Below are 24,380 nucleotides of genomic sequence, written 5' to 3'. Positions count from 1 at the left end.
CGAACGGCCCGTTCACCTTGCCGGCGTAGCCTCGCTGCGGGAGCGGACGTCCGAGGACGGAGTGGTGCGATGAGCGACAAACACGAACCAATTGGCGGATCGGCGCCTTGGCGCACCGGCGTGCGGCTGGCGGCCGTGGTTGCCGGCGGCCTGGCTTTGGCGTCGTGCAGCTTTCTCGACTGGGGCTTCATGGGCGGCGGGTCGAAAGCGCCGCCGACCGCCGTCGATCCCTCGCCGACGCGCTCGGTTTTCTCGCTGCCGCGGATGGGCTTTCCCGGCCTCGGGCTCGGCGGGCGCGGCGGCGTGATGTCGGCGAGCGAACGCCAGTGCCGGGCCGCGCTCAGGCGGCGCGGCGTCGAATTCACCGATCTGGCGCCGATCCGCGATTCGGCCGCCTGCGGCATCGACCATCCGGTGCGCGTGTCGACGCTGGCGCGCGGGGTCGCGCTCAAGCCGGCGGCGACGTTGAACTGCCAGACGGCGCTGGCCGCCGCCGAATGGCTGCAAAAGGATGTGGGCCCTGCCGCGCGCAAGCGCTATCTGACCGGCATCGCCGAAGTGAACAACATGTCGTCCTATTCGTGCCGGCGGATACGCGGGACCAGCCGCTGGTCCGAGCATTCCAGGGGCAATGCGCTCGATATCGGCTCGTTCACGCTGAAGAACGGCCATGTGATCGACGTGTCGCGGCAGAGCCTTTTCGCGATGCGGGCGCGCGGCTTCCTGCATGCGGCGCGGGCTGGCGCGTGCGACGAGTTCTCGACGGTGCTCGGGCCGGGCAGCGATGCCGACCATGCCGATCATTTCCATTTCGATTTGCGCCAGCGCCGCACCGGCTATCGCCACTGCGACTGATCGCGATCAGGTCTCGGGCGGGATGGCGGTCGGCTTTCCGCTGCCGTCGAGCGCGACCATGGTGAAGCGCGCAAAGGTGACGCGCTCCATGTCCTCGCTCAGATAGCGCTGCGCCCAAGCCTCGATATAGAGCACCATGGAGGTGCGCCGGACGCTTTCCACGCGGGCGTGGATCGACAGCGTGTCGCCGATCCGCACCGGGCTCCTGAACGCCATCTCGTTGACGGCCGCGGTGACCACACGCCCGCGCGCGCGTTCGGCGGCGGCGATGCCGGCGGCCAGATCCATCTGCGCCATCACCCAGCCGCCGAAAATGTCGCCCGCCGCATTGGCATCGCCCGGCATGGCCAGCGTCCTGAGCGTCGGCGTGCCCGCCGGCGCGGACAGATCGGTGTCATTCATCGAAAGGTCCCCATCGCCATCAGGGGCTCTGGTTGCCGTGAACGGCCCTGTCCGTCAACCCGCCGCTGCAAGGTCCGGGGCTTCTGCCGGCCAGACCGGAACCGGCAGCCGCTCGAGCTCCGGACGGGCGAACAGATAGCCCTGCATCAGGGTCACGCCGAGATCGCGAAGCACGCGATATTCCGCCTCCGTCTCGATCCCCTCGCAGACCAGCTCCACGCCCAGATCGGCCAGCATGCGTATCATGTGGCGCACGATGCCGCGTTTGACCGGCTCGCTGTCGATGTCGCGGATCAGCGCCATGTCCAGCTTGACGAAGTCGGGCTGAAATCGCGACAGCAGCTCAAGACCGGCATAGCCGGCGCCGAAGTCGTCGATCGCGGTGTGAAACCCGAGCGAGCGATAGGCGCGCAGAATGCCCAGAAGATGCTCGGCATCGAGCCGCTCGACTTCGGTGAACTCGAACATGATCTTGTCGAGGGGAAAGCCTGAGCGCTCCGCCGTTTCCAGCGTCATGCGGATGCAGGCGCGCGGCTCATAGACCGCGTTGGGCAGGAAGTTGATCGAAAGCAGGGCGTCGGTTGCCGCAAGCCCGGCCGCCGTTGCCACCTCGATGGCCGTTCTCCGGCAGGTCTGGTCGAACACGTAGCGATTGTCGTCGGAGACCTGCGCAAGTATCCATCCGGCGCCGGCGCCGTCCTTGCCGCGCAACAATGCTTCCTGCGCCAGAACGATTCCCGTTTGCACATTGACGATCGGCTGAAACGCCATGGTCAACGGTATGTCGAATGTTGCCCCGTTTTTGCATGCATCACATTTCATGCTGGATTTCATTGGTGTCGCCCGCAGCTTATGTTCGGGTTGCGGATTGTAGATTTCCGGACTTAACAATTTGTTTTGCGAGCGGCCGCGGTTGCAGGATGGTCCGTTTTCGGGCAGTCGGCCCGTCTTTTCAAAAAGCCGACGCGGCATGTCGCATCGGCAGAATTTTCCGCGGCCGGAGGCGCGTTTAGATGGCGGCCTGATGCCATGCCGGGGGAGGGCAGGCCATGCCGCAGACAATCCGTGCCGCCGTCTGCCGCGCCTTCGGCGAACCGATGCGCATCGAAGATGTCACGCTCGCCGATCCGGGGCCGGACGAGGTGCTGGTCGCCGTCAAGGCGTGCGCCATCTGCCATTCCGACATCACCTATGCCGACGGGGGCTGGGGCGGCGATCTGCCTCTGGTGCTCGGCCATGAGGCGGCGGGTCTGGTCGAGGCCGTGGGCGACAATGTCAGCCATGTCAGGCCGGGCGATACGGTGGTCGTCACGCTGATCCGCGCCTGCGGCGCCTGCCATTATTGCAGCGCCGGCCGGGACTATCTGTGCGAGACGGTCTTCGATCTCGACCGGCGTTCGCCGTTGACCGACGCATCGGGCGCACCGCTCGGCCATGGCCTGCGCACCGGTGCGTTCGCCGAAAAGCTCGTCGTCGAGAAAAGCCAGCTGGCGCGCGTCGATCCGGCCATTCCCTTCGAGTCGGCGAGCCTTCTTGCCTGCGGTGCGATTACCGGCGTCGGCGCGGTGACCAATACCGCGAAGATGCCCCGGGGCGCCCATGCGGTGGTGATCGGCTGCGGCGGGGTGGGGCTGAACGCGGTGCAGGGCGCGCGCATCGCCGGTGCCGCCTCGATCATCGCCATCGACCTGTCGCGCGAGAAACTCGATGCCGCAGAACGGCTTGGCGCGACGGCCACCATCGACCCGATCCACGAGGATGCCGTCGACAAGGTGCTGGCGGCGACCGGCGGGCGCGGCGCCGACTTCGTGTTCGTCGCCTCGGGCGCGCCCGCCGCGCTTTCAAGCGCGGCCAGCTATGTCGGCAAGGCGGGCACTGTGGTGATCGTCGGCATGCCCCACAGCGATGTCACGATCGGCTACAACCCCTCCAATGTGGCAAGCTGGGGCCAGCGCATCCTCGGCTCGAAAATGGGCTCGGCCTGCGTGTGCCGCGACGTGCCGCATCTGGCCGGGCTTTATGGCGACGGGGTGCTGCAACTCGATTGGCTGGTTACCGCCCGCTACACGCTCGATCAGATCAACGAGGCGATCGCGGCGACCAGGGCTGGCCAGGGCCTGCGAAATGTGATCGTGTTCTGACCATGCCAACGATCACCGACATCGAGACCTTCATCGTCGGTACGCCGGAGGGCACGCCGGGCGGGCGCTACTTCATCTTCGTCAAGCTGACCGATTCGGACGGCGGCGTCGGCTACGGCGAAGCCTATGGCGCGACCTTCGGCCCCAAGACCATGGCGGCGATGATCGCCGACGCCGCCGAACGGCATCTGGTGGGCCGCGATCCGCACAATATCGAGGCGCTGTTCCGGCGCTGCTATTCGTCCGGCTTCACGCAGCGGCCGGACGTGTCGATGATGGGCTGCTTCTCGGCGCTGGAGATGGCCTGCTGGGACATTGTCGGCAAGCATGCCGGCCAGCCCGTGCACCGGCTGATCGGCGGTGCGGTGCAGACCCGGCTGCGCTCCTACACCTATCTTTATCCCGCCACCGGCTCGATCTATCCGGCCGAGACGGACGGCCGGAACGTCTACAACGATCCCGACATGGCCGCCGAGGCGGCGCTGCAATGGGTCGAGCGCGGCTTCACCGCGGTCAAGTTCGACCCGGCCGGGCCCTATACGATCCACGATCCGCACCAGCCGCTTCTGGCCGACATAGAGCGCTCGGCGGCGATGGTGGCCGCGGTGCGCGAAGCGGTCGGCACGCGGGCGGACATCTTGTTCGGCACGCACGGCCAGTTCACGCCTTCGGGCGCGGCACGCATGGCGAAAGCCATCGAACCCTATGATCCGCTGTGGTTCGAGGAACCCGTGCCGCCCGACATGCCCGAGGCGATGGCGCAGTTTGCGGCGAAAACCACGATCCCGGTCGCCACAGGCGAACGGCTGACGACCAAATACGAGTTCGCGCGGCTGCTGGCGCTCGGGGCCGCGCAGATCGTCCAGCCCGACCTCGGCCGTTCGGGCGGCATTCTGGAGACCAAGAAGATCGCGGCGATCGCCGAAACACATCACGCGCTGGTCGCGCCGCATTGCTATTGCGGGCCGATCGCGGCGGCAGCCAACATCCAGCTTGCCGCGACGCTGCCGAATTTCCTCATTCTCGAAGCGATCAGGGACTGGACCGGCTTTCACGCCGATCTTCTGGACCGGCCCCTGGTGTTCGACGATGGCGATACGCTGGTGCCGACCGAGCCGGGCCTCGGCGTGGCCCTGAACGAGGATGTGGCCCGCGCGCACCCCTATGAGGGGCCGGACCTGCATCTGGTGATGGAGGATGCACCGGTGCGCCCGTGACGGACGTTCAGGGACGGCGCGGCGGAGGCATGCTCCGCCGCGCGCTCATGACTTACTGGACGACGATCTCGGTGATCTCGTTGGTTGCATCATCGACGGTGATCATCACCGCTGCGCCTTCTTCAAGCGCGCTCAGATCGACGCCTTCGGCCACGGTCAGTTCCGAATCGTCCTCCAGGACAACGAGCCGGCTGTCGGCATCGACGCTCTGGATCACGGCTTCCATCTGAGCGGCGAAGGCGCCGGCAGTCGCGGCCAGACCGGCCGCAAGGGCAATGAAGAGTTTCTTCATGTTCATGACTTCCATTGGTGCACCCGGTCTCAGGAGGCTGCGGCGCAAACCGTCAGCGCTGCCGGGCCATGAATCAGTATGCGGGCAAATGTGGCGGAGCAAGCGGATTCGACGCCGTATGCGACGACGCAAGTCTCTGAAATCATTCATTGAAATTTGCCGTCCCCGAATCCCGCCCGGCGATTGTGGCGGACCGGTTCTGCCAGCTCTCCGGCGATGGCGCGGCGTGGCGCCAAGCCCATCGCGCCGGCGCGGTCGCCGCGGCTCCGGACGGGCTTTTTGCCGCCCGTCCGGAGCCGTCCCTTGGCCCGTCCGGCCTTACTCGACCCTGGTGACCTCGGTCAGCGTGGTGGTGCCGTCGGTGTAGACGACGCTGATCGTGTCGCCGGGCGCAAGGCCCGCCAGTTCGACCTCGTCGGCGGCGAGCCAGCTCGAACCGTCCTCCAGGACGATCATCCGGGTTTCCGGATCGATCGAGGCGATCACGCCCTGTCCCTCGCCGGCGATGGCGAAGATGGTCGAGGCGAGCAGGGCGCCACCTGCCAGTGCTGCGGTCAGTTTGTTGGTCATGGATCGTATCCCTTTCTGTCTCCCGTTGGTGCCACCGGCGCCGGCGGGGAAGGTGCCGTTTGCGCGGCGTGCCGGCGCTGGTGACGGGCTGAAACTGGCGAGCCGGCGGCGGCGGCGCAATTCACGTTCGGTTGCCAAAAGTCAGCAAAAACAACGACATAATTCGGCCATGATCGGCCGACGCATGCCACAATTGGCTTCGGGCGCAATCCAAGTTGCGGTTCGGCCAATCTTTTTCGAACCCGCTGCGGACATCGAATGGGGCAGGCCGTGCGACGCGTCGCGACGGGCGCGGTAACGCGGGGCGGGCCGGGATGCGAATTTGATCGCTGTCAGGGTTCGTGAGCGGCGGTTCTATGCGCCGGGCGCAGCATCGGCACCAGTTCGACGGCAAGGATCGCCACGAAGATCAGCGCACAGCCGAAAATGCCGATCGCCGGAATGCGCTCGGCGAGGAACAACGCGCCGAAGAGGGCCGCAAAAGGCGCTTCCGTCGACATGAAGATCGCCGCTTGGGGCGCGGTGGTGTGGCGCTGGGCGACGGCCTGGATGGTGAAGGCGATGCCGCCCGAGACGATGCCGGCAAAGGCGATCTCGGGTGCGGCGGCAACGATCAGGTCCAACGATACGGGCTCGATGAACGGTGCGATGGTGCAGCCGATCACGCCGCAGACCGCAAATTGCGTAAAGGCCAGCGTGAAGGGACGCGGCGCGCCCTTGACGAAGCGGCCCAGAGCGATGACGTGGCAGGCCCACAGGACCGCGCACAAAAGCGTCCACAGATCGCCCTCGGTGAGCCCGGACAGCGCGCCGCCCGACAGGAGCCAGATGCCGCCGAGCGTCAGCGCGGCGGCGGGCCAGACCACCGGATGGGGAAACTCGCGCAGCGCCAGCACGGCCAGCACCGGCACCAAGACCACATAGGTGCCGGTCAGAAACCCCGAATTGGTGACCGTCGTCGTCAGGAGCCCGATCTGCTGGGCGGCGAGCGAGGCGAACAGAAGACAGCCGAGGATGGCAAAGCTGCGCCATTGCCGGGGCGTCAGCGGCGGCGTGCCGGCGGCTTTGGCACGCCGTGCCTCCCACAAGGCCAGAGGCGCGACAGCCAGCGCAGCGGCGAAAAAGCGCACGCCGGTGAAGAAGACCGGCCCGATCGCGTCCATCGCCGTCGACTGGGCGACGAAGCCCATGCCCCAAACGGCACCGGTGACGAGCAAAAGGGCGTTGGCGGTCGCGCGCTGCATGGTGCGCCCGTGCCACGGCGGCGCCGGCCGGGCAAGCGGCAAACATGTCACCGTGACAAGCTTGCCAACGCCCCGGGCGCGCGGCACATTCGCGCCGATCACGGGATTGCGCAGACGGGCACCCTTATCATGGCCGGTGGACAGCCTATGTTAAGCCCAGGAAAATCGAACGGGAGTTCCCCCTTGCGTCAGCAGTCTTTCCGATCGCCGTTCGGCGCTCTTGCCTGCCTTTGCATGGCCCTGGCCGGCCTTCTGGCAACCGCCATGCCGCTGCCGGCGGACGCCAGCCAGTTCAAGCGCATCCGCGACGTCAACGTATCGTGCAACGATGCACTGCGTTGCGACCTGTTCATCACCAATGCGCGCGTCACGCTGTTCACCGTCGGCTTCCGCCGGGCCGCGGCATTCGATGCGCCGGTCGCGCTTTACATGACGATGCGCGAGCCGCTGGCCGCCGGATCGGACGTGCGCTTTTCGATCGACGGCGCCGAGGTGCTGACGGTGCCTTCAGGCGCCTTTTCCTATCGCGCCGCGATCTCCGAATATTCCTATGCCAACCAGGACGAGGTGCGCGCGCTGTTCGGGGCCACCAAGGCCGGCGAGCGGCTTCAGGTGACGTTCCGCACCCGCTCGGGCCAGTCGACCGCGCCCTATTCGCTTTCGGGCGTCGTCGCCGGGGCGATCTTCATGGACGAGGTGCAGGGCCGGGTCGGCCGCGAGGACGCGCTGGCTGCGATCGGCGCGGTGCCGGCGCCGGCCGACGAAGGCCAGATGGCGGCGATGGATGCCGTGCCCGCCGGGTTGCGCCGCTATTATGAGGGCGAAGGCGCGCCATGCGCGGATTTCGACGGCACCGTGCCCGATCCGCTGGGCGGCTTTTCCGCCGATATCGACGACGAGGTGCGGCTTGTCGGCCTGCGCTGCGGCTCTGGCGGGGCCTACAACGCGCCGTTCGCCTTCTGGACCGAGATCGACGGGACCTATTACAGGCTGCCGCTGCCGGTGATGACCGATGACGGCCCCGGCGCGGTGATGGTCGCCTGGAACGCGATCTGGGACGCCGAGGCGCGGCAGGTCACATCCTTCTTCAAGGGACGCGGCATCGGCGATTGCGGCACCGTCACCAGTTGGAACGTCGGCGAGGTCGGCTTCGGCTATGGCTTCGTGCTCGCCGAAATGCGCGTCAAGGACGAGTGCGACGGCGTCTTCGACGAGACGCTGGAAAGCTGGGAGCGCGTCTGGCCGGCGGCCGGCGACAAGTCGTGACAGGCGACATCGGCGCGCGGCTGGCGTTCGTGCGCGAGGTGGAGCGGATCAAGGACACGCTGCGCTCGGGCATCACGGCATCGGGGCGCGCCGAGAGCGTTGCCGAGCATTCCTGGCGGCTGTGCGTGACGATCCTTTCCTTCGCCGATCTGCTGCCGGCGGAGATCGACCGGCTCAAACTGCTCAAGCTGGCCATCATTCACGATCTGGGCGAGATCTATGAGGGCGATGTGCCGGCGATCCACCAGAATGCGGACGATGGGCGCGATGCGCGCGAGCGGGCCGATTTCCACAAGCTGACGGCCGTGCTGCCGGCCGCGCTGCGCGACGAGTTCCGCGCGCTCTACGACGAATATGCCGCCGCCGCGACGCCCGAGGCGGTGCTCGCCAAGGGGTTCGACAAGCTCGAGACGATCCTGCAGCACACGCAAGGCGCCAACGCGCCCGATTTCGACTACCGGTTCAATCTCGCCTACGGCAAGGCGCGGACGGATGCCCATCCGCTGCTCGCCGAAATCCGGGCGCTGATCGATGCGGAGACCGAGGCCCTGGCCGACGGCCGCAAGGCGTGGACGGGGTAGGAGGTCAACCCTCTCCCCGCTTGTGGGGACAGGGAAAAGCGCTCACTCGATCGCGCCGGTCCAGCGGGTGAGGCGTGCGCGGTTGTTGCCGGCATCGGAATAGCCGACCTGCGCGCGGGCATAGGCGACAAGGCCGCTGGTGCCGTCGCCGAGATCGACGGCCAGGAACTGGTTGGTGTCGGGAAAGCGCATCGTGTCGGTCCAGGTGACATAGCGCAGCGCGCGCGGGTCGGCGCCGTCATCGACGCGCTCTTTGCGCTCGGGCTGCGTCTCGATGGCGGTGCCCAGCGCTGCGATCAACGCCTCGGGCGTCATGGCATAGACCGGCAGTTCGCCGTCGGTCTTGACGCCGTCGCACAGGCCGGGCGAGCACAGGAGCGCGTCGTTGGGCCGGCCGGCGCGCTGCGGCGCGGCCAGGTCGAACGGGCCCAGATCGGGATCGCCGGCGACCATCTGCCAGGTCTGCTCGCGACCGATCAGGAGGAATGCGCCGGTCGCCACGATGGCGAGCGCGACGATCAGCAGCAAAAGGCCGACGAACCAGTTCATGGCAAATTGTCCGGGATCGGGAGTGATTAGGATGCGGGATCGCGCACGATCCTTACGATCCGGCCGGGATCGGCGTCAATGGCCACCAGCAGCGAGCCGTCCGGTGCGATCTCGACGTCGCGGATGCGCCCAAGATCACCCTCGAACAGCTGCTCCTCGCCGATGATCGCGCCGCTTTCGTCGCGGTCGAGCCGCGACAGAAGCTGGGCCCGCAATGCGCCGACCAGAAGGTCGCCCTCCCATTCGGGAAACATTTCGCCCCGATAGACGGCGAGGCCCGACGGTGCGATCGACGGGTCCCAATAATGGAGCGGCTGCTCGAAGCCCGGCGCCGCGGTGCCCTGGCCGATGCGCATGCCCGAATAGTGGCGGCCATAGGAGATTTCCGGCCAGCCATAATTGAGCCCGGCTTCGGGCCGGTTGATCTCATCGCCGCCGCGCGCGCCGTGTTCGACCGTCCACAAAAGGCCGGTCTCGGGATCGATGTCGGCGCCCTGAATGTTGCGATGGCCCTTGGACCAGAGTTCGGGCGCAGCGCCCGGCTGGCCGACGAACGGATTGTCGGCGGGAATGGTGCCGTCGCGATTGATGCGGATCACCGCGCCGGCATGATCGCCCATCACCTGGGCGCGGGGCCGTTCGCCGCGGTCGCCGGTCGTCACATAGACCGTGCCGTCGGGCCAGAAGCCGGTGCGCGAGCCGAAATGGCGTCCGCCCGAGGATTTGACGTTCATCGAAAAGATCGTCTCGGTGCCCTCGAGCGCCGGGTTGCCCGTCGTCTCGCCGGTCAGGACGCCCCTGGCGAGAGCCGTGCCCGAACCGCCCGGACCGGGTTCGGAGAAAGTGAAGAAGACCTCGCGCGTTTCGGCGAAATCGGGCGCCAGCGCCACATCGAGCAGCCCGCCTTGGCCGCCGGCGGCGATCTCGGGCAGGCCGGAGACGGGTGCGGACAGGGTGCCGTCGCGGACGATGCGCATCGTGCCGGGCCGTTCGGTGACCAGAAGCGCGCCGTCGGGCATGATCTCGACAGCCCATGGGCTCGAAAGCCCGGTTGCGAGGGTTTCGGTGCGAAGCGATATGCCGTCGGCGGTGGTGGCGGTGCGTTCCTGCGCGGCGGCGGCAGTGGCCGTCAGCGCGGTCGCGGCGGCGAGGAGGGCGGCGGACAAGAGGTTCGGGCGCATGATTTCTCCGGGCGTTGAGGCTCTGCCGATCATGTAGGCCGCATGCCTGCCCGACCAAGGGCGGCAGCCCGGAAAAAGGGTGCGTGGCAGCCTTGCGTCAGCGGGTGCGGCGGACCGGCGCGTTCTGCCAATCGGCGGAGAGCCCGCGCCAGAAGGCGAACGCGCCAGCGCTCATGCCGACCAGGCCGAGGCTCATCAGGGCCAGCAAGGCCTCGCGGCCGAAGAGCGGGGCGGGCAGGGTCAGTTGCGGCGCGGCCAGCATGGTCGCCAGCGCCGCTGCGTCGAGCGACGAGGTGTAGGTGGCGGCGTGTGCCGCCGACGACAGGCCGAACAGGGCGATCACGGTCGCGAACGCAAAGACGCCGGCGATCGCGGCGAACGCCTTGGCGCTCGATTGGCGCCATTGGGCGCGCCGTGCGGTGTAGTCCATGAACATGGTCCGTGCTCCCGGCGGGGCGTTGTCCGAAACTGCTATGGTCACGGATAGTTGCGCTTTGGGGCACGATGTGGATCGGATTGGGCCGCGCACGGGGAAAAAGTGCGGCGATTTCGTGGCAACACGCCTGTTTTTGCGCTCAGACCGCGTCCGGCAGCCACTCCAGCGGCACATGGCCCGGTTCGGCCGCAACCCGCTCGATCCAGCGGTTGACCGCCGGGAAACGCTCCATCTCGAACCCGCCCTTGTCGCCGGCCGAATGGGTGTAGGCGTAAAGGCAGATATCGGCGACCGACAGGGGGTCCCCGGCAAGAAATGGCGTGGCTTCCAGTTGCCGCTCCATCAGGCCGAGCGCCGCATGGCCCTTTTCGAGAAGCGGGTCGAGCACGTCCGGCGTGCGCAGATGAGCGCGGTCGTCATAGGTCAGGATGCCGGCGCGCACGGCAATCGCCGGCTCGTGGCTGTATTGCTCGAAGAACATCCATTGATGGACGAGCGCGCGGGCGTAGCGGTCGTCCGGCACGAAGCGCGTGCCGTCGCCGAGATAAAGCAGGATGGCGTTCGATTCGCGGATCGTCCGGCCGTCTTCCAGAACCAGCAGCGGCACCTTGCCGGCCGGGTTGATCGCACGGAATTCGGCGCTCGTGGTCACGCCCGAGCCCTGTTCGGCCGGCACATGGCGGAACGGCAGGCCCAGATGCGCCAGAAGCAGGCGCACCTTGTAGGAGTTGCCGGAGGAGGGCATCGACCAGAGAGTCAGCATGCGCGTTGCGTAGTCGCGGGCGGCGACCCTGTCAAAGCAGTTTTGGTGAAGCGGCGTTCAACCGCGTTGAACCGGCGCGCTCAGTTCCAGGCGGCGATGCGTCCGGTGTACGGTTCGTTGCGGCTGGCGGCGATCAGCGCGGTGAAGTCGCCGGGCGCGGCCTGCGGCGGGGCCAGTGCGAACCCTTGCAGGAAATGCGCGCCGGTGCGCCGGGCCAGGTCCACCTGGCGCATCGTCTCCAGGCCCTCGATGACGCAGCGAATGCCCTGGCGGCGGAACGTATCGACAATGCGCGACAGTTCATTGAAGCCGTCCTCTGAGTCCAGATGGCGGCGGGCGAGCGCGCCGTCCAGCTTGACGATGTCGGGCGTCAGCCGGGCGATGCGGTCGGGATCGGAAAAGGCGGCGCCGAAATCGTCGACCGCGATCAGAAAGCCGCGGGCCCGCAGCGCATAAACGAAATGGCGCAACGCGTCGGGCGCGGTCGCTTCATGCTCGGTGAACTCACAGACCAGATCGCGCGGCGAGATGTCCGCCTGGCGCAGATCTTCGCCAAGGGCGGCGAGCGCGGGCTCGAACGTGGCCGGCGCGTTGACGGCGGCCGGATGGAAATTGAGGAACAGGCGCTTGGCGCCATGCGGCAGGGATTTGGCGTTCTGGACGTGGATGTGGCGGATGAGCGCCTCGACGCTGCGCAACTCGCCCGGCGCGATCTGGCCGAAATAGCTCTCCGGCAGCAGCGGAACGTCGCCGCGAAACGGGCGCGCCAGCGCCTCGAAAGCGACGGGGACGATGCGCTCGCCCTGACAGCGGAAGACGGGCTGAAACGCCGAGCGGACAAGCACCATGCCGTCGACGGCGCTGAGCGTGCCGTCCTCATTGCGAACCGAACGGCGTCCGCCGGCGGTGCCGTCCCTGTCTGTCATGATCATGTGTGCCGTCTCCGGGGCGCTGTCGCGTCAAGGTAACGATTATTAACCATCGTGGTTAATGGATTGTTGCGCGATCTGGCCACATGGTTAACGCCACGGTGCCGTCCGACCGTCTTGCGCATGGGCGCCGATGGCGCAATAACGGCGCCGCCGGCGCCACGGTCGCGCCGGGCTGCCCAACGGAGTGATGACATGGCCTTTCTTTCCGATACGCTTGCACGGGTGAAACCATCGGCGACGATCGCCGTCACCGCCAAGGCACGCGAACTCAAGGCCGCCGGCCGTGACGTGATCGGCCTGGGCGCCGGAGAGCCCGACTTCGACACGCCCGACACCATCAAGATGGCCGCGATCGAGGCAATCAACCGGGGCGAGACCAAATACACCGCCGTGCCCGGCATCATCGAGCTGCGCGAGGCGATTTCGGCCAAGTACAAGCGCGAGAACGGGCTGGACTATGCGCCCGACCAGATCATCGTCGGAACCGGCGGCAAGCAGGTGCTCTACAACGCGTTCGCGGCGACACTAAACCCGGGCGACGAGGTGCTGATCCCGGCGCCCTACTGGGTCAGCTATCCCGACATGGTGCTGCTCAACGGCGGCGAGCCGGTGTTCGTCGAAACCGCGCTCGAGGACGGCTTCAAGCTGACCGCCGAGGCGCTGGACGCGGCGATCACGCCGAAGACCAAATGGCTGATCTTCAACTCGCCGTCCAACCCGTCGGGCGCCGCCTATACGCGCGACGAACTCAAGGCGCTGACCGACGTCCTGTTGAAGCATCCCCATGTGTGGGTGCTGACCGACGACATGTACGAGCATCTTTGTTACGGCGACTTCACCTTCACGACGCCGGCGCAGGTCGAGCCGTCGCTATACGAGCGCACGCTGACGATGAACGGCGTGTCGAAAGCCTATGCGATGACCGGCTGGCGGATCGGCTATGCCGGCGGCCCGGTCGAGCTGATCAAGGCGATGACCAAGGTGCAGGGCCAGCAGACGTCCGGCACATGCTCGATCGCGCAATGGGCGGCGGTCGAGGCGCTGAACGGGCCGCAGGACTTCATCGCCGAACGGCGCGCGGTGTTCGAGGAGCGGCGCGATCTGGTCGTCTCGATGCTCAACCAGGCGAACGGCATCCAATGCCCGATGCCCGAGGGCGCGTTCTATGTCTATCCGTCCTGCGCCGGGCTGATGGGCAAGACCGCGCCGAACGGCACAAAGATGGAAACCGACGAGGACTTCGTCACCGCGCTTCTGGAGGCCGAGGGCGTGGCGGTGGTGCACGGTTCGGCGTTCGGGCTGGGGCCGAACTTCCGCATCTCCTATGCGACCTCGACCGAGGCGCTGACGGAAGCCTGCGAGCGCATCCAGCGTTTTTGCGCGGCCTGCACCTGATCGGGCAGGACGCATTCACAGCGCTTTGGAACGAGGAACGGCAGCGTGCGGCGAGCACGCTGCCGTTCGGTCTTTTTTATGTTGTGATTGGCGCGGCTGGCTGAGAGGATCAGCGCCCCATCGATCATGGTGATCCCCCGCCGCGCGTCTTCCTGTTACTGGCTGGCGGGCCGCATGGTCAGGTATCAGCAGGTTACAACCGGTTACACGACACCTGTTACGCGGGCCGAATGCGGCCAGTGTTGCCGGCCTGCACTGGCATGACCGCGCCGGGCCGGTCTAAGGTCGGACGGGCTAATACGTTGGCACAGACGGGCGCATTGAAGATGGTCGGTACAGCGATGACAGCGCGTGCACTGGCGGCGTTTGCCGTGTTCATCGTGCTGGCCGGTTTCGCGCCGGCGCGGGCCGACAGCCTCTACGACCGCGCCTTTAAGGCCCGCCTGACCGACTATGCCGACCCGGCAACGCTGGGCGCCTTCGTCGGCCAAGCCGTCCGCACCGGCCAGTACGACCAGGCGATCTCGACGCTCGAACAGGTCATATTCCAGGACCCGGGCGATGCCGGCGCGCGGCTGACGCTGGCGCGCCTTTATTTCCATGTCGGCTCGTTCGATCTGGCGATGGGCCATGTCAACGAGGCGCTGGCGCTGGGCGTGCCGTCGCTGGAGGTCTCGCTCCGACAGCTCAAGGCACGCATCGAACGGGCCCGCCAGCCGGTGCGCGCCCATCTGGACGTGACCGCCGGCGGGCAGATCGTGCATCGGCGCGCGGCCTTCCCGACCGGCTTTGCGGCCGGCACGAGCCAGACCAATGTCGGCGGCTATGCGATGATCGACGGGCGGGTCGTCTTCGATCCGGACACGGCGACCCGCGACCTCGTCCTGCTGGATGCGGGAATATCGGTCGACCGGCCGTTTCTCGACACCGATTTCAACGGCACGGGCGACGGCTTCACCGCGCTTGCCGGCCATGGCGCGCTGACCCTGTCCAAGGGGCTGCCGGACGTCATCGACACGCTGCGCGCCGATCTGACGCTGTTCGGCGACTATGAGGATCTGGGCGGCGGCCGCGACAAGCGCGAACTGGGCGTGCGCACGCGCATCGGCTTCAGGCCGAGCGTCGAGACGCAGATCTATCTGGATGCGTCCTATGGCTGGCTCGGCGAATCGCGCGCGCTGTTCGCCGACGGCCAATGGTCGGTGGGGGTCGGCGCGCGCTATCGCATCGCGCCGGGCTGGACGGCGGACGGGTTCGTGCGCCACTACCAGCGGCGCGGCACGGTGCCGGCGGCGGTGCTGGGCGGAACGGCGTTCGGCTATCGTACCCAAGGCACAGAAGGCGGGGCGGCGCTGACCCATCTTCTGCATGTGTTCGAGGACGGGCGCGCCTGGTTCCAGACGCTTGCGGCCAGCTATGCCGACGACACGATCCTCGATTATGGCGCGGTCGGCGCCGGGCGCGGCGCGCTGGTCAAGGGCCGGCAGGTCTGGCGCGTCGATTGGGATCACACTGTGCAATTGAGCGCACAGGGGCGCCTGCGTTTCGGGGTAGGCTATCATCACGAACGCATCGGGCCGGGCGGCACCAGTTCCCGGACAGACGCATGGACCGGCCGGCTGCGCTACACGTACCGGTTCGACTAGGATGCCCGCCATGAGACCACATTCGCGCACGATTGCCGCCGGCCTCGCCGCCCTGGCAGCGTGCGCGGCGATGCCCGCGGCGGCGCAGACGGTCGGCACGATGACCGCCGAACGCGCGGCGGTGACCCGCGATGGCGGACGGGTGCGGGCGGGCGATCCGATCGCGCTGGGCGACCGGCTGCGCAGCAATGCGTCGGGTGAGGGGATCATCGTCTTCCAGGACGAATCGAGCGCCCGGCTCGGCCCCAATGCCGACCTGACGATCGACAGTTTCGTCTACGATACGCAGCGCCGGAACGGCACGGTGCGCCTGTTGCAGCGCGGCGGCACGGCGCGCATCTTCGGCGGCCAGATATCCAAGCGCGGCCGGTCCGAGGTGCGCACGCCGCATATCGTGCTCGGTCTGCGCGGCGGCATCGCCGACGTGACCGTCGGGCCCGGCGGCTCGTCGGGCACGCTGCTCGCCGGTACGATGACGTGCGAAGCGGGCGGCGAGCGGCGTACGGTGACCAATCCGGGCTTTTCGTGCGTGTCGGACGGATCGGGCGTGCAGACCGTCCGGCTTGGCGGCGGCGATAGCCGGTTCGTCGATCCGGCGGGCGGGCAGGGCGGTAGCGGGTCGCGGACGGTGTCGAACCATTGCGCCTCTGAGGCGGGCATGGGTTCGCCGGCCTGCGCGACGCGGGACGGCCGACTTCCCGGCCCGCAATCGGGTTTCGGCGCATCGCCGGCCGGCGGCGCGCCGGGCGGGTCTCCGCCCCCGCCGCCCGAGCCCCCGCCACCTCCGCCGGAGCCGGACCAGCCCGATCCGCCGCCCCCGCCACCTCCTCCGCCGCCGCCCCCGCCGCCGGGGCAAACGACCGCCGATCCGGTTGCCGACTGCATCGCGGCGGGCGGGTTCTGGGATACCCAGACGGCGACCTGCGGTCCCTGAGCGGAGATGGGGTCAGTCCGGCTGAGCCATCCCGTTGCGGTCGCCGCGCTCGCCCTGGCGGTCGTCCTCGCCGCCATGGCGCCGTTCGGTGCGCTGCGCGAGCGCGGGTTCGATCTCTACCAGACGCTGTGGCCGGGCGACGTGCCGCTCGACCGGGTGGCGATCGTCGCCATCGACGAGGCGAGCCTTGCCGCCGAGGGGCGCTGGCCGTGGCCGCGCGCGCGGATCGGCATGTTGGTCGAGACCATTGCCGAAAGCGGTGCGGCGGCGATCGGGCTCGATCTCTTGTTCCCCGAGCCGGACGCTTCTGCCGATGGCGCTGCCAGCGATGCGGCGTTCGCCCAAGCCCTGACGCGGACACCATCCGTCCTGGCGATGACGCTCGCCGCCGATGCGCCGCCGGTGCGCGCCGAACCCAAGGCGGGCTTTTCGTTCATCGGCGCGGGCGCGGACGCGTTCGATCGGGGCTATGGCGGCGGCGTTGCACCGATCGCGCCGCTCGCGGACGCCGCAGGCGGCCTCGGCGTCATACGCTCCTTTGCCGATGCGGACGGGCGGATGCGGGCTATCCCGCTCGTCTGGGCCGAACAGGGGCCGGGGGCGCCGTTGCGCCATTGGCCGGCCTTTTCGGTGGAGATGCTGCGCGTCGCGCAGGGCGAAGCGGGCCTTGCGGTGCGCCTGCGCGGGCTTGGCGATGACGCGCTGCGGGTCGGCGCGGCCATCGTGCCGCTGGGAGACGGGCGGCTGCGGCTGATCGACGTGCCGGCTTCGCCGATGCGCGTGTCGGCCGCCGACCTTCTCGCCAATGGCGCCGACGCTGCATTGGACGGCCGGATCGTCGTGCTGGCGGTCGATGCGGCCGGGCTCGACCGCTACCATCTGACCGCGCGCGGCGAGTTGCGCCTTGGCGCCGATCTTCATGCCATCGCGGTCAGCCAGATGCTGGCGGGCCGGTTCCTGCTCGAAATGCCCGGCGCGCGGCTGGCCGAGTTCGCGCTTCTGGCGGTTGGCGGGCTCGCCATTTTGCTGGCATTGGCGTTTCTCGCGCGACGGCCTGCGCTGGCCGCCCTGACCGCGCTGGGCATGATTGCCCTGCCGCCGGCGATCGGTTTCGCCGCCTATGCGAACGGGCTGCTGATCGATTGGACCCAGCCGTCGGCGGGGCTTTTTTTCGTCGCGCTGGCCGGTGGATACGGGCTCTACCGGCAGGCCGAGCGCCGCCGCCGGACGCTGCAGACCCAGTTCGCGCAGTTCCTGTCGCCGGAGATCGTGCGGCGGCTGGCCGAAACCGACGCGCGCGCCGCGCTGGCCGTCGAGGACCGGCCGATCACGGTGATGATGGTCGACATTCGCGGCTTCACCGCGCTCACCGGGAGCTGGCCGGCGGACAAGACGGTCGCCGCGCTCAACCATTTCCTCGCCATCGCCAATGCGGAGATCTTCGCGCGCAACGGAACGATCGACAAATATCTCGGCGACGCGGTGCTCGCCTTCTGGAACGCGCCGGTCGAACAGCCCGGCCATGCCGATCTGGCGATTGAGGCGGCGCAGGCCATCGTCGCGCGGGTCGAACGCGAGAACGCATCACTCACCACAAAGGGCCTGCCGGCGCTGTCGGTGGTCGCCGCGGTCGAGACCGGCACCTGCTCGGTCGGCAATATGGGCACCGCCGACCGCGTCGATTTCACCGCCATCGGGCCGGCGGTCAACATCGTGTCGCGGCTCGAACAGCAGTGCAAGCAGCTTGGCGAACCGGTGCTGGCCGGGCCGGCCTGCGCGGCGGCGGCGAGCGGGGCCTTGCGGCGGGTCGCAACGGTGAAGCTGCGCGGCATTGACGGGCCGACCGAGGTGTTCGCACCGCAACAATGACCGGCCGTCCGTGCCGGACTTGTTAATTGAACGGTATGCAGCGATCTGTAGGGTGGCGCGAATGGACGGCCGAAACAGTGGGCAACGGGACCGGATGGACAGGACCGAGATCGACCGGGACGCATGGCAGCGGCTTCCACTGGCGCGGGTGCCGCGGCGCGGACCGACGCGCGGCAAGAACGCGCAGTTGCGCGCCAAGCTGAGAAGCCTTGTCGCCTTCGTCTATCCCGACGAGGACGCCGATGCGCTGGTGCAGTCCATGTGCGACGCGTTCTGGCCGGACAATCTCAAATCGCGCCAGCGCGGCCGCCAGCCGAGCAACACGCTGTGGTCGGAAGAGGACGCGATCGTCATCGCCTACGGCAACAGCTTCGTCGACGGCACGCACAAGCCGCTCGACCTGCTGAACGATTTCATGCACCGCTATATGAGCGGCACGGTCAATGGCGTGCATATCCTGCCGTTCTTTCCGTTCACCTCCGATGACGGGTTCGCGGTGACCGACTACCGCGCGGTCAATTCGGCGCTTGGCGACTGGGACGACATCCGCCGCATCGCCGCCGATTTCTCGCTGATGTCGGATCTCGTGCTCAACCATGTCTCCAGCCAGAGCGCATGGTTCAACGAATATCTGCAGGGGCACGAGCCCTATGACGGCTTTTTCGTGGAAGCCTCGCCCGAGGACGATCTGAGCCAGGTGGTGCGGCCGCGCGCCCACGATCTGTTGCGCGAGGTGGAGACCGCCAAGGGCACGCGCCACGTCTGGTGCACCTTCTCGCACGACCAGGTGGATCTCGATTTCGCCAATCCAGAGGTGCTGCTCGAATTCATCCGGATCATGCGGCTGCATGTCGACAATGGCGTGCGGATCATCCGGCTCGATGCGGTCGCCTTCATCTGGAAGCAGGTGGGCACGCCGTCGATCCACATGCCGCAGACCCATGCGATCGTCCGGCTGATGCGGGTTCTGGCCGACTATGCGGCCGAGCCGATCGTGCTCCTGACCGAAACGAACGTGCCGAACACGGAGAACCTTTCCTATTTCGGCAACCGCAACGAGGCACACGCGGTCTATAACTTCCCTCTGCCGCCGCTTGTGCTGCACGCAATGTGGTGCGGCTCGTCCGAGCTCTTGAACCGCTGGCAGATGGCGATGCCGCCGGCGCCGCTGGGCTGCGCCTACCTCAACTTCACCGCCTCCCATGACGGGATCGGCGTGCGCGGCGGCGAGGGGCTGATCACCGAGCCGGACCTCGAACGGATGACCGAGACGGTCGAGGCGTTCGGCGGCAAGGTGTCGATGCGGGCGATGCCGGACGGCACGCGCCGGCCCTATGAACTCAACATCACCTTCTTCGACGCGATGGCCGGCACGTTCGCCGGCCCCGACCAGTGGCAGGAAGAGCGCTTCCTGTGCAGCCAGACCATCCAGATGGCCCTCGAAGGCATGCCGGCCTTCTACATCCATTCGCTGATCGCCACGCACAACGATCAGGCCGGGTTCGAAAAGACCGGCCAGAACCGGGCGCTGAACCGCAAGCGCTGGGACTATCCGGAATTGCGGGCGCTGCTCGACCGGCGCGAGGGCGACAACGTCCATGCGCGCATTCTCGAACGGCTTTCGGCGCGCATCCGCATCCGCTGCGCGCAGCCGGCCTTCCACCCCAATGCGACGCAGTTCACCATGCAGTTCGGGCCGAAGCTGTTCGGCTTCTGGCGGCAATCGCTGGACCGCGACCAGTCGATCTTCGCCATCCACAATGTCAGCGCCGAAAAGGTGACGATCCCGGTCGGCGCGATCAATCTGATCGGCGGCGACCACTGGACGGACCTGTTGTCGGGCGAACATGTGCGCGCGCACGGCACCGACGTTCTGGCCGGCGACCGGGCGCGCTCCAAGGGCGACATCGGTTTTGCGCCCTATCAGTGCCGCTGGATCTCCAACCGGGCCTGAGGCGCCGTCTTTCTACCGCGCCACCACGTCGACGCGGCGGTTGAGCGCCTTGCCGTCGGCGGTGTCGTTGCTGGCGACGGGCTCAGCCTCGCCGATGCCCTGCGGCGTCAGCCGGCCCGCATCGATGCCGCGTTGGGCAAGCCAGGCGACGACAGACCGCGCGCGCCGGTCCGACAGGTCGAGATTGTACGCGTCTTCGCCGTCCGCATCGGTGTGGCCCTCGATCACAACGTTCAGTTCGGGCGCGCTTTCGAGCGCCTCGGCGAGCTGTTCGAGCGCGGCGGTGGCGGACGATTTGGGCACATCGCTGTCATGGTCGAAATGGATGCCGTAAATGCGCGCCTCGCCGGTTTCCTCAAGCGCGGTGACGATCGGGTTAGCGGGTTCCGTGGCGCTGCAGGGCGTTGTCGTGCCGTCGGGCGCGGGCGGTCCGCCCCAGGCGCTGCGGCTGCGCTGACGGTAGCGCACGCCGGCGAGCGCGCCGGTGCTGTCGATGGTGGCGAGCGCGGTGCCGGTGATGCCCTGGTCGGAGGTCCAGTTGAGCCGCGCGACGCCTTCGTCGACCGCGCCCGACAGCGTGCCGTTGGTGCGGCCGCCATTGTCCAGATAGCAACCGCTGACCGAGCTGCCGTCTTGCCGAAGCTCGATGAAATCGGCGCGGCCGCTCTGGAAGATGCCGGTGAAGCGGCCCTCTTCGTCCGGTGGGGTGACCGCGCCATGGGCGATGGCTTCGGCAAAATAGACCCAGGCGGCGTCGGCGCCGATCGGGCCGTCGACGGTGAAGCGCAGCCAGCGCACGGGCGTATCGATCGTGCTCGCCGCCATGGTTGCGCCTTCCGGCCCTGCCTCAAGGGTCGCCATGGGCGCGAACCCGGTGCCCGGGCCTTCCGCCGAGGCTTCGACACTGACAGGGCCGGCCGAGCCGCCGGCGACGCCGCCGGGCCGCTCGCCGGCGCCATGGATGCCGACCGCTTCTATCGTGGCGGGGGCGACCAGTTCGAAGACGAACGTATAGGGCGGCGGGTTCTTCGCCGTGCCGGTGCTCCAGTTGCTCGCCGGATTTCCGTCGGTCAGCGCCAGCGCGGCGTTGGGATCGACCGAGGCGGAGACCAGAACCGCGCCCTTGGCGAGCGTCAGAAGATCGTCCGGCGGCGGCGGATCCTGCGCAAACGCCGTGGATGCAGAGAGGGAAAGGCCCAAGGCCCATCCCGTCATTGTCGCCGCGTGCCGCACATCGCCCTCCTGCCGCCGGGACCATCTTGAAACGCTAGCGGTTGGGCGGCATCGCGGCAAGCGGGGGGGGGTGGGCCACCAAGGGCCGGCCCCACTCCCTCACAACAAACTGTCGGGCATTTTCTGTTCGGCCGCGGTGTTGGCGCGGCGGAAGACCAGCGTGACGAAGGTCGACACGATCACGATGAACAGCGAATAGAGCGCCGGCACGGCCATGACCGCCTGCTGCTGTTCGGCCGGAAACGAGAAGATGACGATGGCGATCGCCAGCGGGCCGTTCTGGATGCCGGTCTCCAGCGCCACGGTGCGCGCATTGCGCGGATGCAGCCTGAGCGCCTTGGCGAAGAAATACCCGATCGTGATGCCGACAAGGCCCAGGCCGATCGCCGCCACATAGGTCGAGGGCGTCGTGTCGCGCAGGAACTGCCAGTTCTGCGGCACCCAGGTCGCCATGATGAAGACGATGAAGAACAGCGCCAGGATCGAGCCGCAAAACTCGATCACCGCGCCGGCATTGGCGTTCATCTTGCGGATGCCCATGCCGATGGCGACCGGAACCAGCAGGACGATCAGCACGGCGACGATGTCCTCGCGCGGGATTTGCAGGTCGAGCGCGGCCGCATAGAGAAGAAGGATCAGCGGGATCATCACGACGCCCGCGACGGTCGAGGTGACCGTCATCAGGACGCTCAGCGCCAGATTGCCCTTGGAGAAATAGGTGAAGATGTTCGAGGTGGTGCCGCCGGGCATGCAGGCCATGATCAGGATGCCGATGGCGATCGTTTCGGGCACGGCCAGCGTCAGCGCGAGCATGAAGCCCAGAAGCGGCATGATGCCGTACTGGCTGATGACGCCGATGGCGAGGCCATAGGGGCGGCGCAGCGCCAGATAGAAGTCGCGCGGCGTCAGCGAGGCGCCCATGCCGAGCATGATGATGGCGACCATCAGGCCGAGCAGCGTTTGTGTAAACTCATCAACCATCGAGGCTTACTCCGCTGCCAGTTGCGCCATCTGTTCGGCGCGCAGTTCTTTTCGAAGGATCTTGCCGACATTGGATTTCGGCAGTTCGTCGCGGAATTCGACCAGCTTGGGCACCTTGTAGGCGGTCAGGTGCTCCTTGCAGAAGGCGCGCACGGCGTCAGTGTCGAGGCCCGGATCGGCGCGGACGATGAAAGCCTTGACCGCTTCGCCCGCCGCATCGTCGGGCACGCCGATCACCGCCGCTTCCAGCACGGCCGGATGGCCGGCGAGCACGTCCTCGACCTCGTTGGGATAGACGTTGAAGCCCGACACGACGACCATGTCCTTCTTGCGGTCGACGATGCGGACATAGCCGTCCTCATCGATCACGCCGATATCGCCGGTCAGGAACCAGTCGCCGGCCATGACCTTTTCGGTCTCGTCGGGTTTCTTCCAGTAGCCCTTCATGATTTGCGGTCCGCGCGCGCCGATCTCGCCGGTTTCGCCGATCGGCAGGCGCTTGCCGTTGTCGTCGAAGCAGGCGATCTCGGTCGACGGCACGGGAATGCCGATCGTGCCCTCGCGCGCCTTGCCCAAGGGTTCGAACGTCAGCACCGGCGAGGTCTCGGTCAGCCCGTAGCCCTGCAGAACCTCGGTGCCGGTGATCTCGCGCCAGCGGGCGGCGACCGAGGATTGCAGCGCCATGCCGCCGGCGCCGGCGAACTTCAGATGCTTTGGCGGCGTGTCCCGGAACCAGATCTCGTTGGTGAGCCCGTTGAAGAGCGTGTTCACGCCGCTCATCCAGGTGATCCGGTAGTTCTCGAAGGCGCGCTTCAAATTGGACAGGGGGCGCGGATTGGGGATCAGGATGTTGCGCCCGCCCAGCCAGTAGAACGCCAGCAAATTCACCGTGAAGGCGAAGATGTGATAGAGCGGCAGCGCCGTCAGCACCACTTCTTCGCCCTTTTTCAGATCGCCGCCCAGAAGCTCCATGGCCTGTTCCATATTCAGGATCAGGTTGCCGTGGGTGAGCATGGCGCCCTTGGCGACGCCTGTCGTGCCGCCGGTATATTGCAGCACAGCGATGTCGTCATGGGTGATCGCCTGATGGTAGGCATCGACCTCCACATGGTCCCTGGCGATGTGGCTGCGGCCGGCGTCGAGCGCCTCGGGCAGGCGCAGATGGGCCACCTCGACCGGCTTGACGGACTGGTCCCAATATTTCTGCACCAGACCGACAATGCCGCGCGGCATGACCGGGAAGAATTCGGCGATGCGGGTGACGATCACGTTGGGGATCGGGTGGCCGCGGGTGGCGGCGGGGATCTTGTCGGCGAACATGTCGACGATGATCAGCGCGTGGGGCTCGGCGTCGGTGAACTGCCGCTCCATCTCCTCGGCCGTATAGAGCGGGTTGACGTTCACCAGAACGCAGCCGGCCTTCAAAATGCCGAAAACGGCGACCGGAAAGCTGAGGCAGTTGGGCATCTGCACGGCAACGCGGTCGCCGGCCTCAAGCCCGGCCACCTCGCGCAGATAGACGGCCAGCGCATCGGACATCTCGTCGACCTGCGCGTAGGTGAGCGTGCCGTTCATGCCGTTGGGCAGGCAGCAGGTAAACGCCTTGGCATTGCCATAGGTCTCGGCGACCGAGCGAATCAGATCCGGCAGGTTGCGATAGGATGCGGCCTCGATGTCGGTGCGGACGCCAGGTCCGTAAAATGCCGTCCACGGCCTGTCCGGTTGAGCCATGTTCCTCCCCAATCTTGCTACCGTTGCACGGTCTTTTGGCCGTGAACCCGCGAAGGTGGAGCATCAACCGAGATTTGCGCAACTTATTTTTGAGTTTGGCGGGAAGGTTTTTGGGGGAGGGTGGCGCCGGTTGGTCATTCAGAGCGGGCGTGCCCTTGTTCGTTGACTGACGCGGTTCCTGCCCTGGCGGTCGCATTGCCGCGACAGG

At 67.4% G+C, this 24,380-nt stretch carries 23 protein-coding genes; 10 read left to right on the top strand and 13 right to left on the bottom strand.

From position 1 onward, the window contains the following. Positions 1 to 69: 69 nt before the first annotated feature. Complete coding sequence (locus tag ACOQOU_RS05020) at positions 70 to 855, top strand: extensin family protein (protein WP_306026513.1); 786 nt, start codon at positions 70 to 72, stop codon at positions 853 to 855. A gap of 6 nt (positions 856 to 861) precedes the next feature. On the opposite strand, the gene ACOQOU_RS05015 is transcribed toward ACOQOU_RS05020, so the two are convergent. Then, positions 862 to 1,257 carry an acyl-CoA thioesterase gene (locus tag ACOQOU_RS05015; protein WP_306026512.1) on the bottom strand — a complete coding sequence of 132 codons (396 nt, stop codon included), beginning with the start codon at positions 1,255 to 1,257 and terminating at the stop codon, positions 862 to 864. Positions 1,258 to 1,311: 54 nt separating this feature from the next. Further along, positions 1,312 to 2,229: an EAL domain-containing protein gene (locus ACOQOU_RS05010; RefSeq protein WP_420578847.1), complete on the bottom strand. Its 918-nt coding sequence runs from the start codon at positions 2,227 to 2,229 to the stop codon at positions 1,312 to 1,314. Positions 2,230 to 2,306: 77 nt separating this feature from the next. Here ACOQOU_RS05010 and ACOQOU_RS05005 point away from each other — a divergent pair, with 77 nt between their 5' ends. Together ACOQOU_RS05005 and ACOQOU_RS05000 are read left to right on the top strand one after the other, a co-directional pair. Further along, a complete protein-coding gene (locus ACOQOU_RS05005; RefSeq protein ID WP_306026511.1) occupies positions 2,307 to 3,398 on the top strand; it encodes a zinc-binding dehydrogenase in 1,092 nt (363 codons plus the stop codon). A gap of 2 nt (positions 3,399 to 3,400) precedes the next feature. Further along, on the top strand, positions 3,401 to 4,615 hold the full coding sequence (locus ACOQOU_RS05000) for a mandelate racemase/muconate lactonizing enzyme family protein (RefSeq protein ID WP_306026510.1): 1,215 nt from the start codon (positions 3,401 to 3,403) through the stop codon (positions 4,613 to 4,615). A 52-nt stretch (positions 4,616 to 4,667) separates the two neighbouring features. On the opposite strand, the gene ACOQOU_RS04995 is transcribed toward ACOQOU_RS05000, so the two are convergent. The 3 genes from ACOQOU_RS04995 to ACOQOU_RS04985 form a co-directional block, all read right to left on the bottom strand. After that, complete coding sequence (locus ACOQOU_RS04995; RefSeq protein ID WP_158585283.1) at positions 4,668 to 4,907, bottom strand: DUF1344 domain-containing protein; 240 nt, start codon at positions 4,905 to 4,907, stop codon at positions 4,668 to 4,670. Positions 4,908 to 5,225: 318 nt separating this feature from the next. Continuing rightward, positions 5,226 to 5,477, bottom strand: coding sequence for a DUF1344 domain-containing protein (locus tag ACOQOU_RS04990; protein ID WP_306026509.1), 252 nt, complete (start codon positions 5,475 to 5,477; stop codon positions 5,226 to 5,228). 332 nt (positions 5,478 to 5,809) lie between these two features. Continuing rightward, the gene (locus tag ACOQOU_RS04985; protein WP_306026508.1) at positions 5,810 to 6,721 is read right to left on the bottom strand and encodes a DMT family transporter; all 912 of its coding nucleotides are present in this window, start codon (positions 6,719 to 6,721) and stop codon (positions 5,810 to 5,812) included. 183 nt (positions 6,722 to 6,904) lie between these two features. Here ACOQOU_RS04985 and ACOQOU_RS04980 point away from each other — a divergent pair, with 183 nt between their 5' ends. Both ACOQOU_RS04980 and ACOQOU_RS04975 read left to right on the top strand, forming a co-directional pair. After that, positions 6,905 to 7,987 (top strand): DUF1176 domain-containing protein, encoded by a 1,083-nt coding sequence (locus tag ACOQOU_RS04980; RefSeq protein ID WP_306026507.1) that lies wholly within the window; start codon positions 6,905 to 6,907, stop codon positions 7,985 to 7,987. Continuing rightward, positions 7,984 to 8,568 (top strand): HD domain-containing protein, encoded by a 585-nt coding sequence (locus tag ACOQOU_RS04975; RefSeq protein WP_306026506.1) that lies wholly within the window; start codon positions 7,984 to 7,986, stop codon positions 8,566 to 8,568. The genes ACOQOU_RS04980 and ACOQOU_RS04975 overlap by 4 nt, the downstream gene beginning before the upstream one ends. A gap of 42 nt (positions 8,569 to 8,610) precedes the next feature. Here the strand turns inward: ACOQOU_RS04975 and ACOQOU_RS04970 are convergent, their stop codons facing one another. The 5 genes from ACOQOU_RS04970 to ACOQOU_RS04950 form a co-directional block, all read right to left on the bottom strand. Further along, the gene (locus ACOQOU_RS04970) at positions 8,611 to 9,117 is read right to left on the bottom strand and encodes a DUF1499 domain-containing protein (RefSeq protein WP_109768198.1); all 507 of its coding nucleotides are present in this window, start codon (positions 9,115 to 9,117) and stop codon (positions 8,611 to 8,613) included. A gap of 26 nt (positions 9,118 to 9,143) precedes the next feature. Continuing rightward, the gene (locus tag ACOQOU_RS04965; protein WP_306026505.1) at positions 9,144 to 10,298 is read right to left on the bottom strand and encodes a PQQ-dependent sugar dehydrogenase; all 1,155 of its coding nucleotides are present in this window, start codon (positions 10,296 to 10,298) and stop codon (positions 9,144 to 9,146) included. A 97-nt stretch (positions 10,299 to 10,395) separates the two neighbouring features. Beyond that, positions 10,396 to 10,728, bottom strand: a complete 333-nt coding sequence (locus ACOQOU_RS04960) for a hypothetical protein (RefSeq protein ID WP_147393336.1) — start codon at positions 10,726 to 10,728, stop codon at positions 10,396 to 10,398. 145 nt (positions 10,729 to 10,873) lie between these two features. Beyond that, positions 10,874 to 11,497 (bottom strand): glutathione S-transferase family protein, encoded by a 624-nt coding sequence (locus tag ACOQOU_RS04955; RefSeq protein ID WP_109768196.1) that lies wholly within the window; start codon positions 11,495 to 11,497, stop codon positions 10,874 to 10,876. 80 nt (positions 11,498 to 11,577) lie between these two features. Further along, the gene (locus ACOQOU_RS04950) at positions 11,578 to 12,429 is read right to left on the bottom strand and encodes an EAL domain-containing protein (RefSeq protein ID WP_306026504.1); all 852 of its coding nucleotides are present in this window, start codon (positions 12,427 to 12,429) and stop codon (positions 11,578 to 11,580) included. 192 nt (positions 12,430 to 12,621) lie between these two features. On the opposite strand from ACOQOU_RS04950, the gene ACOQOU_RS04945 reads away from it, so the two are divergent. The 5 genes from ACOQOU_RS04945 to ACOQOU_RS04925 all read left to right on the top strand — a co-directional run bounded on the left by ACOQOU_RS04945 (position 12,622) and on the right by ACOQOU_RS04925 (position 20,227). After that, positions 12,622 to 13,824 carry a pyridoxal phosphate-dependent aminotransferase gene (locus ACOQOU_RS04945; RefSeq protein ID WP_306026503.1) on the top strand — a complete coding sequence of 401 codons (1,203 nt, stop codon included), beginning with the start codon at positions 12,622 to 12,624 and terminating at the stop codon, positions 13,822 to 13,824. 341 nt (positions 13,825 to 14,165) lie between these two features. Further along, the gene (locus tag ACOQOU_RS04940; RefSeq protein ID WP_306026502.1) at positions 14,166 to 15,470 is read left to right on the top strand and encodes a tetratricopeptide repeat protein; all 1,305 of its coding nucleotides are present in this window, start codon (positions 14,166 to 14,168) and stop codon (positions 15,468 to 15,470) included. 10 nt (positions 15,471 to 15,480) lie between these two features. Further along, positions 15,481 to 16,404, top strand: a complete 924-nt coding sequence (locus tag ACOQOU_RS04935; RefSeq protein ID WP_420578846.1) for a hypothetical protein — start codon at positions 15,481 to 15,483, stop codon at positions 16,402 to 16,404. Positions 16,405 to 16,410: 6 nt separating this feature from the next. Beyond that, positions 16,411 to 18,273 carry a CHASE2 domain-containing protein gene (locus tag ACOQOU_RS04930; RefSeq protein WP_306026621.1) on the top strand — a complete coding sequence of 621 codons (1,863 nt, stop codon included), beginning with the start codon at positions 16,411 to 16,413 and terminating at the stop codon, positions 18,271 to 18,273. A gap of 94 nt (positions 18,274 to 18,367) precedes the next feature. After that, positions 18,368 to 20,227, top strand: a complete 1,860-nt coding sequence (locus ACOQOU_RS04925; protein WP_306026622.1) for a sugar phosphorylase — start codon at positions 18,368 to 18,370, stop codon at positions 20,225 to 20,227. 12 nt (positions 20,228 to 20,239) lie between these two features. Here ACOQOU_RS04925 and ACOQOU_RS04920 read toward each other — a convergent pair whose 3' ends face one another. The 3 genes from ACOQOU_RS04920 to ACOQOU_RS04910 all read right to left on the bottom strand — a co-directional run bounded on the left by ACOQOU_RS04920 (position 20,240) and on the right by ACOQOU_RS04910 (position 24,172). Continuing rightward, positions 20,240 to 21,427 carry an OmpA family protein gene (locus tag ACOQOU_RS04920; RefSeq protein ID WP_306026623.1) on the bottom strand — a complete coding sequence of 396 codons (1,188 nt, stop codon included), beginning with the start codon at positions 21,425 to 21,427 and terminating at the stop codon, positions 20,240 to 20,242. Between the two features lie 132 nt (positions 21,428 to 21,559). Beyond that, entirely contained in the window at positions 21,560 to 22,441 is an 882-nt protein-coding gene (locus ACOQOU_RS04915; protein ID WP_306025677.1) for a bile acid:sodium symporter family protein, read from the bottom strand. A 6-nt stretch (positions 22,442 to 22,447) separates the two neighbouring features. After that, entirely contained in the window at positions 22,448 to 24,172 is a 1,725-nt protein-coding gene (locus ACOQOU_RS04910) for an AMP-binding protein (protein WP_306025678.1), read from the bottom strand. Between the last annotated feature and the right edge of the window lie 208 nt (positions 24,173 to 24,380).

Origin of the sequence: Oceaniradius stylonematis, from assembly GCF_965223445.1 — a bacterium.
Lineage (GTDB): Bacteria > Pseudomonadota > Alphaproteobacteria > Rhizobiales > Rhizobiaceae > Roseitalea > Roseitalea stylonematis.
The sequence above is the reverse complement of the archived record's forward strand: the minus strand, read 5'-3'. Positions and strand labels throughout refer to the sequence as shown.